Here is a 16,918-nt window from a genome sequence, read left to right on the forward strand (position 1 = left end):
TGTCGCGCAGGACCATGCTGTCGCGCCCTGGGACAGGTTACAAAACAATCGGGAGTTCAAAGGGTTCCAACAGCTGCCGGAATGGATGCGCTCAACGCTTCTTGGCGGGCTTTTTCGTCGCAGGCGCAGGTGCTGTCGCGGGATGCGCCGGCGCTTCCTCGGGTACCTTGGCAAAGGTCAGGATTTGCAACTGGCCGTTGATTGCCGAGGTCGGCTTGGCGCGGTCGAGGAACTGCTCCTCGCCTAGCCCGATCGGCTGAAGCCGCTTGGTCGAAATCTTGAAGGTGTTCACCAGCACGTCGCGGATCGCATCCGCCCGGCGCTGGCTCAGGATCGCGTTGGCCTCGCGCGTCTTCTGGCTGGACTCGACATGGCCGACGATCAGGAACGTGTAGGGCAGCAGCGAGGCGTGAACCATTGCGTCGGCGATGCGACCGACGGTCTGGTAGGACTCCGGCTGGATGATCGGCGTGTCGGCGTCGAACTGGATCTGGGCGTTGAAGGCGGGCAGCTTGGCCAGATCAGGCGCGATCGGCGGCCGGTTCACCGGGCCCGGATCATTCTTGATCCTGGCCTTTGCCCGCTCCATCACCTGCTGCTTCAGCGCGGGAATGTCGACCTCGGCGGCCTCCTCGAAATGATTGAGCTTGCCGACGATGTCGTCACGGGTCGGCGCCGTCTGCGCGCCGGCCGTGCCTGCGAGCAGAGCGAGACCCAATGCGAGGCCCATTCCGGCGCTGACGTGCCCGCTTGCGCGCATCATCGGTACCCCGCGTCGTCGACGGCCTTCAGGCAGTTGTTGCTGATGCCCTTCGGCGTCGAGATCAGGCAAGGGATCGACTTGCTGGTCTCCTTGGTCGAGCCGCCGCAGACCTTGACGATCTCGCGCTGGCAGGCGTTCGCGACCGTGACGCGGGCGGCGATGCGTTTCTGAATGGCATCGAACGCCGCGAGATAATCCCTCTGGCACTGCTGCGAGAGCACGTCCCGGTTGCGGGACAGGCACTCTTTCAGGCGGGTGGAGTCCGGATTGACGCCGCGGCAATTCGCGACGATTTCCGCGCCGCAGCTTTTCGCCAGAAGCCCGATCGAATCGCCAAAGCTCATGGTCTCCGCCGTCGCAAGCGACGGCATCCCCAATGCAAGCACGATCAGTGTGACGAAGCCCCGGACCATGGTTGCATCTGATACGGGGAAGTTCGCCATGGTCAAGGGCTGTTCGGACCAGAACTGTCGAGAGTTGCGCGAGTGCGGCGAACAGTCCTCACTCCTCGGCGGCGTCGCTCGGCGGAAATTCGATCAGGACGGCCGTGTGGTTCCGGATGTCGTCGGCAAACTCCGGATCGGCCTTGAGCTCGTCCAGCGTCCTCGGCGGGGGAAGCTGGCGGCCGTCCTCGATCAGGTCCTGCGCGTAGAACGCGATCGCTTCGGGTGCACTCTCCAGAGCCTCCTCGACGTCGTCGCCGCCGGAGATGCAACCAGGCAGGTCCGGAAACCACAGGCTGACGTCGTCCGGGCCGGCGTCCTCGATGATGGCGACGTAGTGAGGCATGGTTGATCTGGGTGATGCTACGATCTAGGATTGCACGAATACGTCAAGCATCACGCATTTCAAAGAAAACATTTACGAGGGCAGGAGACGATAATGGCCAAAAAGGCGAAACGCGCCCTAAAGGGGCGTCGATTTCAGCGGGCGCACAAAGACGGAGCGCTCCGGACTATCAAAAGACACATCGAGAAAACGTACGGCCTCCCTCCAGGCAGCGTTCAACTCATCAAGCCAGATGGCCGCCGCATGCGAGAGGATGCGAAGGTTAGTCGATTGCGCGAGTCTTGGCAGTGAGGTAATGGGCCTCACGCCCGCTGCACGAAGCTGTCCACGACCTTCTTCTCGCCGGCCTTGTCGAAGGCGATGGTGAGCTTGTTGCCGTCGATCTTGGTGACGCGGCCGTAGCCGAATTTCTGGTGGAAGACGCGGTCGGAGAGCGAGAACTCCGACGTCGTGCCGGTGGATTTGGCGACCAGCTCGCCCTCGATCGTCAGCGGTCCGCGGCGGCGCGAGGAGAAGCTGCCGAAATCGGGGCCGGATGATGAAGTCGACGAGAAGGTCGCGGCCTCTTCCTCGAAGCCGCCGCGACCGTCACCACCACCGCTATTGCGGCCGCCGCCCCGGTTGCGGTTCGCCTGGGCGCGCTGCCAGCCCGGCGTCGAATAGCTCGAGCCGAACGCCTCCATGTCGTCGAAGCGCGAGGCGCCGTAGCCGCCCGTGCCGCCCCAGGCCGAGCCGCCCTTGGATTCGGTGATCTCGACATTCGCCGCCGGCAATTCGTCGAGGAAGCGCGACGGGATCGTGGTCGACCAGGTGCCATGGATCCGGCGGTTGGTCGCGAAATAGATCATGGCACGGCGGCGGGCGCGGGTCAGGCCGACATGGCCGAGCCGGCGCTCTTCCTCGAGGCCCGCGCGGCCCTGTTCGTCCAGCGTACGCTGGCTCGGGAACAGGCCTTCCTCCCAACCGGGCAGGAACACGTTGTCGAATTCGAGACCCTTGGCCGAGTGCAGCGTCATCAGCGACACCGCGTCGTCCTCGGCGCCGCCCTCGCGGTCCATCACCAGCGAGATGTGCTCCAGGAACCCTTGCAGGTTCTCGAACTCCTCCATCGAGCGCACCAGCTCTTTCAGGTTCTCCAGCCGGCCCGCGGCGTCGGCCGAGCGGTCCTTCTGCCACATCTCGGTATAGCCGCTCTCGTCGAGCACGATCTGGGCGAGATCCGTATGCGCGGTGACCTCGCGCTGGGCGCGCCAGCGATCGAACTGGGCGACGACGTCGCGCAGACTTCCGCGCGCCTTCGGCTTCAGCTCGTCGGTCTCGACCACGGCACGCGCGGCCTCGAACAGCGGGATGCGGCGCTTGCGGGCGTGGTCGTGCAGCATCTGTATGGTGGCATCGCCAAGCCCGCGCTTGGGCACGTTGACGATGCGCTCGAAGGCGAGATCGTCGGCGGGAGAGTTGATGACACGCAAATAAGCGAGCGCGTCGCGGATTTCGGCGCGCTCGTAGAAGCGCGGGCCGCCGATGACGCGATAGGGCAGGCCGAGCGTGACGAAACGGTCTTCGAACTCGCGCATCTGGTAGGAGGCGCGCACGAGAATCGCGATCTCGTTGAGCTTCTCGCCCCTGCGCTGGATCTGCTCGATCTCCTCGCCGATGCCGCGGGCTTCCTCTTCCGAGTCCCACGAGCCTGTTACCGTGACCTTCTCGCCGTCGTGGTCTTCGGTGCGCAGCGTCTTGCCGAGCCGGCCTTCGTTGTGCGCGATCAAATGCGAGGCGGCCGCAAGGATGTGGCCGGTCGAACGGTAGTTGCGTTCGAGGCGGATCACCTTGGCACCGGGAAAGTCGTGGTCGAAGCGCAGAATGTTGTCGACCTCGGCGCCGCGCCAGCCGTAGATCGACTGGTCGTCGTCGCCGACGCAGCAGATGTTTTTGACATGGGGGGCGGCCATCGGAGCGCTGACCGTTTGCTCCGTCATTCCGGGGCGATGCGCAGCATCGAACCCGGAATCTCGATCGTCGGACTCACTGCTGGATTCCGGGTTCGCGTCTTCGACGTGCCCCGGAATGACGGCCTTGGTCGTCGCCGGTGCCTGCGACAGCAGCCGCAGCCACAGATATTGCGCAACGTTGGTGTCTTGATACTCGTCCACCAGGATGAATTTGAAGCGCTGCTGATACTGCCGCAGGATATCCGGGTGCTCGCGGAAAATGCGGATGTTCTCCAGCAAGAGATCGCCGAAATCGGCGGCGTTCAAGATCTTCAGCCGTTCCTGGTAGCTCGCATAGAGCTTGCCGCCTTTGCCATTGGCAAACATCGCGGCTTCGCCTGACGGCACCTGCGAGGGCATCAGGCCGCGGTTCTTCCAGCCGTCGATCAGGCCGGCCAGCATGCGCGCCGGCCAGCGCTTGTCGTCGATGTTCTCGGCCTGCAGCAGCTGCTTCAACAGACGCACCTGGTCGTCGACATCGAGCACGGTGAAGTTCGACTTGAGCTGTGCCAGCTCGGCATGGAAGCGCATGATGCGGCCGCCGATGGAGTGGAAGGTGCCGAGCCACGGCATGCCTTCGACCGCGTGGCCCAGCATCTGGCCGAGCCGGTGCTTCATCTCGCGCGCGGCTTTGTTGGTGAAGGTCACCGACAGGATCTCGGCAGGACGGGCGCGGCCCTGGCTCAGGATATGGGCGATGCGCGTGGTCAGCACGCGGGTCTTGCCGGTGCCGGCGCCGGCCAGCACCAGGACCGGGCCGTCCAGCGTCTCCACAGCCTCGCGCTGCTCCGGATTGAGCCCGGTCAGGTATTTCGGGCCCACGGAGGCGCGCGCACGCGCGGCGATGCCGCCGGCGGCGGGCTGGTGGTCGGGGACGCTTGTGATCTTGCTCGGCTCGGTCATGCGAATCATTGGCCCCACGATGGCACCGCGGGGATGCGGAAGGGAGCCTTCATAACAGGGATTGCCGCCTATATGGGGCGGCCGCGAGGGGTTTTCCACGTGCGCGGCGGGCCGATTTGTTCCTCGGCACGGGACGAATTTCCAGCGGCGGCCGGCCGGAACCAATGTTCCGAGCCGGCAATTGTTTCTGCAAGTGAGGCGCCTCAGCCGCGCCGATCGCAGACAGACATCGAAACAGAGGTTTTGACCATGCTGAGCTGGGTTGTGACGTTTCTGATTATCGCACTGATCGCCGGTATCCTGGGCTTTGGCGGCCTCGCCGGTGCGTCGATCGAAATCGCCAAGATCATCTTCTTCGTCGCGGTCGTTCTGTTCCTGGTTTCGGCCGTGGTCGGCCTCGCCCGCGGCCGCAGGATATAGCGCGACGGATCATGCACTACCGCTTCGAGGGCATCGCCACGCTCCGTCCGATGCCCTCGGGCCGCGGCACGGCGCTGTGCGCCTCCACGACGGCCGCGATGCGCTCGCGAATGTCGGGCGGAAACGCCGCCACCTTGCGCGAGCCCATGTCGATGTGCAGCGACATGTTCTCGGACGTGGCCGAGAGCCAGCCTTCGGTGGCGTGCCGCAGCTCCTGGAACGTGTGCAGGCGCTTGTCGTCGGCTTCCAGCAGCCACACCGAGACCTGTACGGGATCGCCGAGATGGATCTCGCGCAGATAGCGCACATGGCATTCGGCGGTGAAGGTCGAGCCGTTGCGCTCCTTCATATATCCCGGCCCGATCCCAAGCTGCAGCCACATCTGGTCGATCGCCCGGTCGAACATCACGTTGTAATAGGCCATGTTGAGATGGCCGTTATAGTCGATCCATTGCGGCTCGATCTGCATGATCGAGGCGCGGAACGGCTCTGCCTCGGGCGCGTGAGCGGCAGTCTCCGGCATGTGTCATTCCCCAGCTATGCGTCCGGTCGCTTGACTTGACCGGTGAGATGTCCTTTGCCACGGTTTCTTCTGTCGGGAGGAATGTCCGTGGGTACGACCATCACCAATAATCCGCCGCGGGTCGAGCCGAAAGCCCTCGCAAGCGCGCTGGAGCAGCTTGCCGCACGTTTCGGCAACCGCCTCGTCACCTCGCAGGCTGTGCGCGAGCAGCACGGCCACACCACGACATGGATCGTCAACCAGCCGCCCGACGGCGTGGTGATGGCGCAGGAGACCGCCGACATCCAGGACGTGGTGCGCATCTGCGCGAAGAACGGCGTGCCCGTCATTCCCTTCGGCACCGGCACCTCGCTCGAGGGCCAGGTCAACGCGCCGGCCGGTGGCATCTGCATCGACCTGCGCGACATGAACAAGGTGCTCGCGGTGCATGCCGAGGATCTCGACTGCGTGATCCAGCCCGGCGTCACCCGCAAGGCGCTCAACGAGCACTTACGCGACCAGGGCCTGTTCTTCCCGATCGATCCCGGTGCGGACGCCTCGCTCGGCGGCATGGCCTCGACGCGCGCCTCCGGCACCAACGCGGTGCGCTACGGCACCATGCGCGACAGCGTGCTGGCGCTGAAAGTCGTGCGCGGCGACGGCGAGATCATCACGACCGGCACGCGCGCCAAGAAATCATCCGCCGGTTATGACCTGACGCATCTGTTCGTCGGCGCCGAGGGTACGCTCGGCGTCATCTCGGAGCTGACCATCCGTCTGCGCGGCATTCCCGAGACGATCGCGGCGGCGGCGGTGTCGTTCGAGACCGTGCATGGGGCGTGTCAGGCCGTCATCCTGGCGATCCAGACCGGCATTCCCGTGGCGCGCATCGAACTGCTCAATGCCGCGCAGGTGAAGGCCTGCAATTCCTATTCGAAGCTGACGCTGCCGGAGACGCCGCTGTTGCTGCTGGAATTCCACGGCAGCGAGATCGAGGTCGATGCGCAGTCGAAGGCGTTCGGCGAGATTGCGAAAGAATGCGGCGGCGGCGATTTCTCCTGGACCACCAAGCCCGAGGATCGCACGAAGCTGTGGCAGGCGCGGCACGATGCGTACTGGTCCGTCAAGGCGCTGCGGCCCGGCGACAGCATCGGCGTGGTCGCAACCGACGTCTGCGTGCCGATCTCGCGGCTTGCCGATTGCGTCAGCGAGACCGAGGAAGATCTCAAGCGCCTCAATTTGTTGTCGCCGATCGTCGGCCATGTCGGCGACGGCAATTTCCACTGCTCGCTGGTGTGCGACACCAACGATGCGGCCGAGATGGCGCGCGGCGAGGAGTTCATGCATCGCCTGGTCGAGCGCGCGCAGGCGATGGATGGCACCTGCACCGGCGAGCACGGCATCGGCCAGGGCAAGCAGAAATATCTCAAGGCCGAGCTCGGCCCCGAGGCGCTGGACGCGATGCGCGCGCTGAAAAAGGCGCTCGATCCGCAAAACATCTTCAACCCCGGCAAGATCGTGCCGGAGGCGTAGCGCGCCTGCTGCGTCGCGGTTGCGGAACTTTCGGCCACCCGGCCGGTTCCAATTCCCGTCAACTTCCGATGCCTCAATGGCGCGGCTCAGCGGGAGGATACGATGTTACGACCGGTCATTGGAATTGCCGTGATGGCGCTCGCCTGCCTGGTGGCGGGCACGGCTCTGGGGAAGGGCGGCGGCGGTGGCGGTCACGGCGGCGGGCACGGAGGCGGTCATGGTGGCGGTCATTTCGGTGGCGGTCATGGCGGCGGCCATTTCGGTGGCGGTCATTTTGGCGCTCATGGCGTCCGGCACGCGCATGGCGGTGGTGGGCATCATGGTGGGTTCCGGTTCGCAACAGCAGCGCGACATGGCGGCCCGAGCTTCGGTCAGATCCGCAATGCGGCCGTTCATCCCGCCAATTTTCGCAACGCCTTCAATTTCCACGCCAGCACCTTCCGCAACGGCCGGCTGATCGGCAATCCGGCGGCGCGCGCCCAGATCGCGGCCGCCGCCGCGCTCGCCGGCTGGCACGGCGCCGGCGGCGGATGGTGGCAACATGCCGGGGGCGGTTATGGCTGGGTCGGGCCGCTGTTCTGGCCGTTCGCCTATAACGACCTCTACGACTACGCGATCTGGGGCGATGGTCTCGGCTTCTGGGGCTACGGCTACCCGGACATCTATGCCGGCATCTTCGGGCCCTATGGCTATGACGGCCTCGCAACCTATCTGCCGCAGCGTCCTTATGGACGGCGGCAAGCGCGCGGCGTCGCACTCGATCAGCTCTGCGGCAGCGACCGGCGCGAGATCGTCGGTCTGCCGATCGACCAGATCGCAGCCGCGGTGCAGCCGACCGAGGCACAAGGCGCGAGCCTCGACGAGCTCGGCAACGCCTCGATCCAGGCGGCGGAGATGATCCGCGCGTCCTGTCCGGCGCAGGTCGCAGCGACGGCGCCCGGTCGGCTGATGGCGATGCAACAGCGCATCGAGGCGATGGAGAAGGCCGTCGACCTCGTTCAGCCCGCACTGGATAAATTCTACGGCCTGCTCACGGATGAGCAGAAGGCACGCTTCAATGCGCTGGCCGAGGATCAGCGTCGCGCGACGGCGTCCAGCACCGGCGAGCGATCGCTGGTGCAGAATTGCGGAGCGACCGCGGCGCTCGATTGGCCCGGCGCCGACATCGAGGCGAGGCTTCATCCCAACGATACCCAGCGTGCTGCGCTACAGGTGCTCCAGGATACCAGCGCCAAGGTCAGCGCATCGCTCAAGGCGGCCTGCCAGCCGAGCGAGGTGTTGACGCCGCCGGCGCGAATGGCCTCAATCCGCACACGGCTCGACACGATGCTCGACGGCGTCAAGTCGGTTCGAGCGGCGCTGGAGGATTTCTACGCGACGCTCAATGACGAGCAGAAGGCGCAGTTCGAGTCGATCGGGCCGCGCCGGACGTCCTGAATGCATCGGTGGCTGTAAAGACCAGGGGTGGGTGGACGATGAAGTGGTTAGCCAAGCAGAAGCCGGCGGATATCTGGGACGAAGCGATCGAAGGGCCGCTCGGCGATATCGAAGCCGCCGAGCGCATTCGCGCGATCTGCGCGGCTGCGACTGCGAGCGCGGCGGGCTCTGCGCGCAATGACAGACAGGACAGCGAGCGCTATGAACGCGCCGGCAGGGTCGCGATGGAGATCGCGATGAAGATCTCCGACGGGCTGGTGCGCGACGACGCGGTGCATCGCATCGTCGACCTCTGCATGATGGCGAACGACATCAAGACGGCGCAGATCCTGTTCCGCGCGATCCAAGCCAGCTGGATCCGCGAGATGGTGCAGCGGGACCATCCGGCACTGGTGCAGTAGCGGCAGCTACTTCGCCAGCTTGTGCACGGCCTCATCCACGCTGTGAAAGACGTGCTCCCTCGGCAGCACATCGAACAATTTGAAGCGCTCGAACGCGTCCTGTGCGCGCACCGATTCCAGCCGCGCCAGCGCCACCGTGACGCCTTGCGCGTTGCACACCTTGAAGACGTCGAGCAGGATCTGCGCGGCGGTGAAGTCGATCTCGACCATGCCGCTCGCTTCCAGCACCAGCAACTGCGGCGTCGCCGTGCCCAGCACCTTCGTCACATCGCTGCGGAAGCCCGGCGCGTTGAGGAAGGACAGCGGCGCCTGGAGCCCGATCACGGCAACGCCGGCGATGCGCTCGCCGGTGATGTGCGGATGCGCCGGCCACCAGATCGTGGTGCCCGGCACGCGCTCGAACTCGACGAGCCGTGCGCGCGTCGTGCTCCAGATGCCATGCAGCAGCGACAGCACGATGCCGAGGAACGCGCCCTGCTGGATCGGCAGCACGATGATCAGCGCTGCGGTGGCAACGATGAGCAGGAATTCGCTGAACGACTGGCGATAGATCGTAACGATCTGCTTGGTGCGGATGATCCGCAGCGCCACGAACAGCAGGATGCCGCCGAGGGCTGCATCCGGAACATGCTGCAGTAATCCCGTTCCGAACGCGAGCAGCGCCAGCACGATCGCCGCCGCGGCAAGTCCCGCAAGCTGCGATTGCCCCCCGGTCTCGGCGACGATGCCGGTGCGCGGCGGGCTGGCATTGACCGGAAATGCGCCGAACAGGCCTGACAACACGCTGCCGGCGCCGGCGCCGAGGAAGTCGCGATCGACATCAGCGGGCTTGTCGGGATCGGATGGGAAGGATCGCGTGGTGGCCGCAGTCTGCACCATCACGACGACCGTGACCACGAACGCGAGCGGCACCAGGCGCACCCAGAGCTCGGGCGCAAGATCGGGGAAGGTCGGGCGCGGCAGCGTGCCGGGCACGCTACCTACGACGTTGACGCCCTTGCTCTCGAGACCAAGCGCGATCGTGGCCAGCGTTGCGGCGACGAGCCCGATCAGCGCGCCGGGGATCTTTGCGCTGATCGTCTCGGAGATGAAGACCACCGCCAGCACGCCGAAGCCGATGCAAAACGTGATGGGATTGGTGAGGCCGATCTCGGTTGCGAGCACGCCGATGCGATCGAGCGTGGGACCGCTCGGCGACTCCAGTCCGAGGACGCCCGGTAGCTGCGACACGATGATGTGGACGGAGATGCCGGCGAGGAAACCGACCATCACCGGCATCGACAAGAGGTTGGCGATGCCGCCGAGCCGGAACGCGCCGCCGGCGAGCATCATGGCGCCCACCATCAAGGCCAGCGCGAGTGCGAGCCCCTGATATTCAGGTGACCCGGTGGCGGCGATCGCCGCGAGCCCGCCGGCGAAGATCGGCGTGATCGTGGAATCGGCGCCGCAGGACAGGAAGCGGTTGCCACCGAGCAGCGCGAAGCCGAGCGAGCCCGCCAGGAAGGCAAAGAAGCCGACCTGCGGCGCGAAGCCGCCAAGCCGTGCGGTCGCCATCTGCTCAGGGATCGCGATGGCTGCCAGCGTCAGTCCCGCCATCAGGTCGCCGGGCAGGGAGTAAGATGCCAGTGAGCGGAACAGTGGCCATGCGTGCTTGGCGTGCGAATCTTGCGGCATCGAGTCCCCGGAAAACCTGTGTCAGTCGATCAGACTACAGCATTTCCGGGGTGGAAGGCGGCAGACCGCGCAACTTCTCAGCCATCAACAGGGATATCCGGATGGGGGTTGGTCCTCTGCGGCCTCTCCGCAATGACGGAGGACAAATCGGTCCTCCGTATCGCACGACGTGCTCTCAATACCTGCCGCGGTTGCCGTAGTCGCCGTGTCCCATGCTTCCACCGCCGCGGCCACCCATGCCCATACCCATGCCGAGGCCAATCCCGATTCCGACGCCGATGGCTTCGGGCGGCGGGCCGGGAGGCGGCGCGCGCTCGACGACGACGTCGTCGGGCGGCGGCCGGCGCGGCTTCGGCGGCGTGTCGACGACCTTGCGCTTGGGCGGCGTGTCGTCGACGCGCTTCTTGATGACCGGCGCAACCGTCGGGTTGATCGGCGTTGCCGGTGGCGTCGGTGTCGAGCACGGGCAGGTCGGCGCCATGGCGACGGCGACCGGCACCGCGGCGGCCGCAACCGGCAAGGCATAATTGCGGTTCTGTACGCGCAGCAGCAGCCGGCGCGCGGTCGCGGCGAGATCGCTGTTGTCCCAATTCGCGAGATAGGCCTCGAAGGAGGCGCGGGTGTTGATCGCGACCGCACGGTCCCACGCCAGCATCTGGCGCCGGCGCTCCAGCACCGTGCGCAGCCGCGGCGTGTAGGAGGCCTGCGCATAGAGCTCGATATAGGCCTGATAGGCTTCCACGGTGTCGTCGGAGATCACGAGATCATAGGCGACCTTGGCATCCTTGCCCTGCAAATCCTTGCGCCAGTCCGCGACACTGCGCGGGGTGCTGGCGAGCGCCATCGCGTCCGCACCCGGAGCAGGGGGGTGACCGCTGCTGTCGCCGAAGAATTTGAAGTCGGTTGTCAGCGAGGAGCTTTCCCAGGGGATCTGCCGCCCGTCGGTCGATTGTGCGACTGCGATGCGGATGCGCTTGAACACTTCCTCGATCGGAATGTTCGGCTGCTTGGCGACCGTCAGCGCGGCCGTGGTGTAGGGACTGTCGGCACCCGAGCCATCCTCGGCTTCAGCGCCGGGCGAGGTCGAGTAGGAAATGAAGGAGCCGGGCGCGCCGGCCTTGGTGTCGACGATGGCGAGCCCGTGGCCGGCGCCGCTGAGCGCAGGGAACGGATTGTTGCGGCAGGCATCGAGCATGAAGATGCGCGCCCGCGTCGGCAGCGCGCCGAGCGTGTTGAGCAGATCGTTCAGCCGCACGCCCTGCAGCGGAATGTCGGCCTCACGCTTGGGGTCGAGATCGACAGGCACGAGATAATTCTCACCGTCGATCTGCAAGCCGTGGCCGGCATAGAACACCAGCGCGACGGTGTCGGCGCCGCTGGCGCTGACCTTGCCGGCGAAATCCGAGATCGCCTGCCGCATCTCGTTCTGCGCGAGGTTCGGCGCCGCTGTGACGGTGAAGCCGGCATTGCCGAGCAGCTCGGCCATGCCCTTGGCGTCATTGGCGGCGTTGGGCAGCTCGGGAACCGTGCGATAGGTGGATTGGCCGATCACCAGCGCAAGCCGCGTTTCGGCCGCGGCCTGTGTCGGTGTCATCAACCGCGCAAGTGCAAGGAGACCGGAGGCAAGAATCAAATTGCAAAGGGCTGGACGGCGCATGGTGTCACCTCCATCGGCAATGGGCGCGAGGATGTCACCTTTTCTAGTCGCCCGCCAAGACTCTGTCTGTGCGCTAGCTCACGCTTGCGCATGCGGCAAAATGGGCAGGAGCTCTGCCGGAGCTGACGCCTCATGCCGCGAAACGTCAGGACAGTCCACGGTCCCAGGGCGTAACCGGCGCAAAGCGCGCCGCAAGGAAATCGATGAAGGCGCGCACCTTCGCCGGCGGCCGGCGATCGGGCAGGTAGACCGCATGCACCGCGGAGGACTGGATCTCCGGCTGGTCGAGCGGAAGCGCGACCAGCGTGCCCGCGCGCAAATCATCGGCGACGATGAAGGTCGGCTGCCGGGCGATGCCAAGGCCGGCCAGCGTCGCTGCGCGCAGCGCATCGCCATTGTTGGCGCGCAAGGTTCCGCTGATCTGGATACGGATCTCGCCGTCGACACCGAATGGCCATTCCGCAGCGCTGCCCTGCTGCGTCAGCGTGTAGCCGAGGCAATTATGCGCGGCGAGGTCGGCCACTTTGCGCGGCGTGCCGTGCTTGGCCAGATAAGAAGGGGCGGCACAGACCACCAGGCGGTTCGGCGCGAGCTTTCGGGCGACCATGCTGGAGTCGCGCAACTTGCCGATGCGGATCGCGAGATCCCAGCCTTCTTCGGCGAGATCGACGAGGCGATCGTTGAGGCCGAGCTCGATCGTGACCTCGGGGTAGCGTTCCGAGAAGTCCGCGATCAGCGGCGCAATCTGCCGTGTGCCGAACACGACGGGTACGTTGACCCGCAACAATCCGCGCGGCTCGGCGCGCTCGCGCGCGACCGCGGCATCGGCCGTCTCCATGTCGGCGAGGATCCGCTCGGACGCTTCCAGATAGAGACGCCCTGCCTCGGTGATCGACAGCCGACGCGTGGTGCGATGGAACAGCTTGATGCCGAGCCGCGTCTCCAGCGAGGCCACATGCTTGGTGACCATGGTCTGCGACAGGCCCATCGCCCGGGCCGCGCCCGACAGGCTGCCGTTCGCCGCCACCTTGGCAAAGACTTCCAGGCTGGTCAGCCGGTCGAGCATCCATCTCACTCTACGAGTGTGAGGTATTTTTCCATTATAGCTGATTGTCGTTCGATTGAGAATAGATCATAGCTCGCCGCAACAATGGAGACCGCCATATGATCGATTCCCGTACCGCTCCCTACGCCGCGCTGGTGCTGCGCGTGACGCTGGGTGCGCTGTTTCTGGCCCATGCCAGCCTGAAATTGTTCGTTTTCACCCCCGCCGGGACTGCAAAGTTCTTCGGCAGCCTCGGCTTCCCGCCTGAACTCGCCTACCTCGTGATGACCGTGGAGGTCCTCAGCGGCATTGCCCTGATCCTCGGTGTCTGGACCCGCTACGCGGCGCTCGCCGGCATCCCGATCCTGCTCGGCGCGATCTTCACCGTGCACGGTGCGGCCGGCTTCTTCTTCACGAACCCGAAGGGCGGTTGGGAATATCCCGCGTTCTGGGCCATTGCGCTGGTCGCACAGGCGCTGCTCGGCGATGGTGCCTTCGCGCTGCGGCCCTCGCGCGATGTCGAGGCGGCGAATGGACAGCTGAGCGTCGCGCCGTCGCGCTGAACCTCATCTAACGCAGGAATGAGAGCGCTGCGGGATCCCGGTCCCGCAGCGTTTTGCTGCGCTCCCATCAATCTGCGTTCGGCATTGATCCATACCTGAATTGGATCGATCTGCGTCAATCTTGCATAGCCCGTCGTCCGTCCCGATGCGGCATAGCGAAAACATCAGCAAACATAGGCGTTCCCTGCAATCTCTGCCGGCGCGTCCGCCGCTCGCGCGCTCGCATCGCCCCAACTGCCAGCCTTGCCTGCCCCGTCGCTTTGGCCATACAGTCCGCGCAACAAGCTGCGGCTGTGACCGCGGCCGCGAAAAAAATACTGGGGAGAGACACCATGACTTTCGTGCCCGTCAGCCGTCGCACGTTCCTCAAGTCGTCGACGGCGGTGACCGCCGGCCTCGTGCTCTCTCCCGCCATCATCGGCCGCGCTGAGGCGGCGACGCTGAAGCTGAAATGCTCCTCCTCGCTGCCGAACGATCCCAAATTCGCCAACGGCCGCGTCTACTACGACAATCTCGTCAAGAATCTGAAGGGCAACGGACTCGGCGAGCAGGTCGAGGTCGCCTTCTTCCCGGACAACCAGCTCGGTCAGGAAATCGACGTCATCAATTCGGTGAAGCTCGGCGTCATCGACCTCATGGTGTCGGGCTCGTCGATCTCGGCCAATCTGGTGCCGCTGGTCGGCACCTACGATCTCGGCTTCCTGTTCTCGAGCTTCCCGCAGCAAACCAAGGCGTTCGACGCCGGCGCCGCCAAGCCGATCGAGGACGCCCTGCTCAAGGGCAGCAACATCCGCATCATCGCCTGGGCCTATAATTTCGGCTCGCGGAGCGTGTTCGCGAAGAAACCGGTGAAGACGCCGGAGGATCTCGCCGGCCTCAAGATCCGCACCTTGCCCAATCCCGTCATCACGGAATGCCTGCGGCTGATGGGCGCTGCTGCGACGCCGCTGGCGTTCGGCGAAATCTACACGGCATTGCAGGCCGGCGTGCTTGACGGCCTCGAGCACGATCCGCCGACGATCCTCGCCAGCAAGTTCTTCGAAACCGCGAAGTTCTACGCGCTGACGCAGCACAATTTCTCGCCGCTCGCGATCTATTTCAGCGACATGACCTTCAACCGCATGGATCCGAAGCTGCGGGAGGGATTTCTCGACGCCGCGAAGAAGGCCGCGGTCGATACCCGCGCCCATGGGCTCGCAGTCGAGAAGGAGGCGCTCGCGGCGCTCACCGAGAAGGGCGTGACGGTGGCCGAGTGCGACCGTGAGGCCTTCAAGAAGCGAGTGGCGCCGCAGACCGAGAACTTCATCAAGGCGCGGCCGGAATCCAAGGCGGTCATCGACATCATTCGTTCGACGCAAGCTTGAGATGGCCAAATCCGAGATGGCGATGACCGGCGCGTTGTCTCTCTCGGGCGGCCGCCACGGGAGCATCGCGCTGCTGCTTCGCCTTAGTGATGCGATCGCGGCGATCTTGCTGGCCGCAGATCTCGCGGTCGTCTGCGGCTCCGTGCTGCTGCGCTTTTTCTTCAACGCGCCGGTCGAATGGTCGGACGACGTCGCGCGCGGATTGATGGTCGGCTCGGCCTTCTTCGGCGCGGCGAGCGCGCTGGCGCGCGGCGAGAATGTCGGCGTGTCCTTCTTTCGCGATCTGCTGCCGCAACGGTTGCGTACACTGGTCGACGCCGCGAGCGCCGTGCTCGTCGTGCTGGTCTCGGGCTACGTCGCCTACAACGCGATCAAGCTGGGTTCGCTGACATCGGGACAGACCACCGGCTCGGGCCTGCCACTTGAACTCACCTTCTATCCGATGGGCATCGGCGCACTGTTCATGACGGTGTTCGCGATCGACCATCTCCGCGCGCGGCCGCTGCCTGACATGGTCAGAGGCCTTGTCGCGGTCGTCATCGTCACCGGGCTCTATCTTGCCTGGGATTATCTGTCGCCGTCATCAGTGCCGTCGGCGGGCATGCTGATGCTGATCGGCTTCTTCGCAACCCTGTTCGGCGGCTTGCCGATCGGCTTTGCGCTGGCGCTGGCCGCGCTGATCTTCATCTGGGTCGAGGGTGCGCTGCCGGGCGTGATCTTCGCCCAGCAGATGGCGCGCGGCATCGACAATTTCGTGTTGCTCGCAATCCCGTTCTTCATTCTCGTCGGCTACCTGATGGAAGCCAACGGCATGTCGGTACGCCTGATCGAGTTGCTGCAGCGTGCGGTCGGCCGCATGCGCGGTGGCCTGAACGTCGTGATGGTGGCCTCGATGGTGCTGTTCTCCGGCATCTCCGGCTCGAAGATGGCCGATGTCGCGGCCGTCGGCTCCGTGCTGATTCCGGCGGCGCGCCGCTCGAGGCAGAATCCAGGCAGCGCCGTGGCGCTGCTCGCGGCGTCCGCGGTGATGGCAGAGACCATTCCGCCCTGCATCAATCTGATCATCCTGGGATTCGTCGCGAACCTCTCGATCGGTGGCCTGTTCGTCGCCGGCCTGCTGCCGGCGGCGCTGATGGCGACGGTCCTGATCGCCTTCTCCATCATCTTCGGCAAGACGCCGGCGCAGACCGAGGCGGTCGAGCCGCAAGTGCCGGTGTCGGGCCTCTGGAGCGGCGCAATCGCCTCGTTCGGCCTGATCTTCATGATCTTCTTCGGTTTCAAGAGCGGCTTTGCCACGGCAACGGAAATCTCCGCGTTCGCGGTCGCCTATGCACTTGTTGTCGGCAGCGTGGTGTTCCGCGAGCTCAGCTTCAAATCGGCGACGCATAGTTTCGTGCAGGCAGCGACGCGCGCGGGGCTGGTGCTGTTCATCGTCGCCGCCGCGCAATCGCTGGCGTTCACGCTGACCTTGCAGCAGGTGCCGCATGCGGTCGGCGATTTCATGCTGGGCCTGTCCAAGACCTCCGGCGTCTGGCTGTTCATCCTGCTCGCGATCGCCGTGCTGATCGTGATGGGCTCGGTGCTGGAAGGCGCGGCGGCGCTCATCATCTTCGGGCCGCTGCTGCTGCCGGTGGCCGTGCAGCTCGGCATCGATCCCCTGCATTTCGGCGTGGTGCTCGTCATTGCGATGGGCATCGGCCTGTTCGCGCCGCCGCTGGGGCTCGGGCTCTACGGCGCCTGCTTGATCGGTAATGTCCCGATCGAGCAGACGGTGAAACCGATCCTGGGCTATCTTGGCCTGTTGTTCCTCTGCCTGCTCGTCATCGCCTTCGTGCCATGGCTGAGCACCGCCTTGCCGCGCGCGTTCGGTTACTGA

General features: G+C 65.3%; 15 protein-coding genes. 7 read left to right on the forward strand and 8 right to left on the reverse strand.

All coding sequences use genetic code 11. The features are described from left to right. Positions 1-91: 91 nt before the first annotated feature. The 4 genes from JQ587_RS11630 to JQ587_RS11645 form a co-directional block, all read right to left on the reverse strand. Positions 92-760, reverse strand: coding sequence for an OmpA family protein (locus JQ587_RS11630; RefSeq protein ID WP_212425556.1), 669 nt, complete (start codon positions 758-760; stop codon positions 92-94). Beyond that, on the reverse strand, positions 760-1,176 hold the full coding sequence (locus JQ587_RS11635) for a hypothetical protein (protein WP_212298871.1): 417 nt from the start codon (positions 1,174-1,176) through the stop codon (positions 760-762). The genes JQ587_RS11630 and JQ587_RS11635 overlap by 1 nt, the downstream gene beginning before the upstream one ends. A gap of 88 nt (positions 1,177-1,264) precedes the next feature. Beyond that, positions 1,265-1,552: a type II toxin-antitoxin system HicB family antitoxin gene (locus JQ587_RS11640; RefSeq protein ID WP_212298870.1), complete on the reverse strand. Its 288-nt coding sequence runs from the start codon at positions 1,550-1,552 to the stop codon at positions 1,265-1,267. A gap of 302 nt (positions 1,553-1,854) precedes the next feature. Beyond that, complete coding sequence (locus tag JQ587_RS11645; protein ID WP_212425390.1) at positions 1,855-4,455, reverse strand: ATP-dependent helicase; 2,601 nt, start codon at positions 4,453-4,455, stop codon at positions 1,855-1,857. Between the two features lie 240 nt (positions 4,456-4,695). Here JQ587_RS11645 and JQ587_RS11650 point away from each other — a divergent pair, with 240 nt between their 5' ends. Further along, complete coding sequence (locus JQ587_RS11650) at positions 4,696-4,866, forward strand: DUF1328 domain-containing protein (RefSeq protein WP_128950323.1); 171 nt, start codon at positions 4,696-4,698, stop codon at positions 4,864-4,866. 16 nt (positions 4,867-4,882) lie between these two features. Here the strand turns inward: JQ587_RS11650 and JQ587_RS11655 are convergent, their stop codons facing one another. Next, a complete protein-coding gene (locus JQ587_RS11655) occupies positions 4,883-5,389 on the reverse strand; it encodes a thioesterase family protein (protein ID WP_212298868.1) in 507 nt (168 codons plus the stop codon). A gap of 87 nt (positions 5,390-5,476) precedes the next feature. Between JQ587_RS11655 and JQ587_RS11660 the strand changes: the two genes are divergently transcribed. From JQ587_RS11660 to JQ587_RS11670, 3 genes are all read left to right on the forward strand, one after another. Next, complete coding sequence (locus tag JQ587_RS11660) at positions 5,477-6,901, forward strand: FAD-binding oxidoreductase (protein ID WP_212298867.1); 1,425 nt, start codon at positions 5,477-5,479, stop codon at positions 6,899-6,901. 102 nt (positions 6,902-7,003) lie between these two features. Then, positions 7,004-8,338 carry a Spy/CpxP family protein refolding chaperone gene (locus tag JQ587_RS11665; protein ID WP_212425391.1) on the forward strand — a complete coding sequence of 445 codons (1,335 nt, stop codon included), beginning with the start codon at positions 7,004-7,006 and terminating at the stop codon, positions 8,336-8,338. A 38-nt stretch (positions 8,339-8,376) separates the two neighbouring features. Further along, positions 8,377-8,739 (forward strand): hypothetical protein, encoded by a 363-nt coding sequence (locus tag JQ587_RS11670; RefSeq protein WP_212425392.1) that lies wholly within the window; start codon positions 8,377-8,379, stop codon positions 8,737-8,739. Between the two features lie 6 nt (positions 8,740-8,745). Here JQ587_RS11670 and JQ587_RS11675 read toward each other — a convergent pair whose 3' ends face one another. The 3 genes from JQ587_RS11675 to JQ587_RS11685 form a co-directional block, all read right to left on the reverse strand. Next, positions 8,746-10,413 (reverse strand): SulP family inorganic anion transporter, encoded by a 1,668-nt coding sequence (locus JQ587_RS11675; protein WP_212425393.1) that lies wholly within the window; start codon positions 10,411-10,413, stop codon positions 8,746-8,748. Positions 10,414-10,588: 175 nt separating this feature from the next. Beyond that, entirely contained in the window at positions 10,589-12,070 is a 1,482-nt protein-coding gene (locus tag JQ587_RS11680; protein WP_212425394.1) for a caspase family protein, read from the reverse strand. A gap of 145 nt (positions 12,071-12,215) precedes the next feature. Continuing rightward, complete coding sequence (locus tag JQ587_RS11685; protein WP_212425395.1) at positions 12,216-13,136, reverse strand: LysR family transcriptional regulator; 921 nt, start codon at positions 13,134-13,136, stop codon at positions 12,216-12,218. Between the two features lie 98 nt (positions 13,137-13,234). Here JQ587_RS11685 and JQ587_RS11690 point away from each other — a divergent pair, with 98 nt between their 5' ends. From JQ587_RS11690 to JQ587_RS11700, 3 genes are all read left to right on the forward strand, one after another. After that, positions 13,235-13,678 carry a DoxX family protein gene (locus JQ587_RS11690; protein ID WP_212298861.1) on the forward strand — a complete coding sequence of 148 codons (444 nt, stop codon included), beginning with the start codon at positions 13,235-13,237 and terminating at the stop codon, positions 13,676-13,678. Between the two features lie 332 nt (positions 13,679-14,010). Then, on the forward strand, positions 14,011-15,042 hold the full coding sequence (locus JQ587_RS11695; RefSeq protein WP_212298860.1) for a TRAP transporter substrate-binding protein: 1,032 nt from the start codon (positions 14,011-14,013) through the stop codon (positions 15,040-15,042). Positions 15,043-15,064: 22 nt separating this feature from the next. Then, positions 15,065-16,918, forward strand: coding sequence for a TRAP transporter large permease (locus tag JQ587_RS11700; protein WP_212425557.1), 1,854 nt, complete (start codon positions 15,065-15,067; stop codon positions 16,916-16,918).

The organism is Bradyrhizobium manausense, assembly GCF_018130615.1.
In the GTDB taxonomy this organism is placed as follows: domain Bacteria; phylum Pseudomonadota; class Alphaproteobacteria; order Rhizobiales; family Xanthobacteraceae; genus Bradyrhizobium; species Bradyrhizobium manausense_A.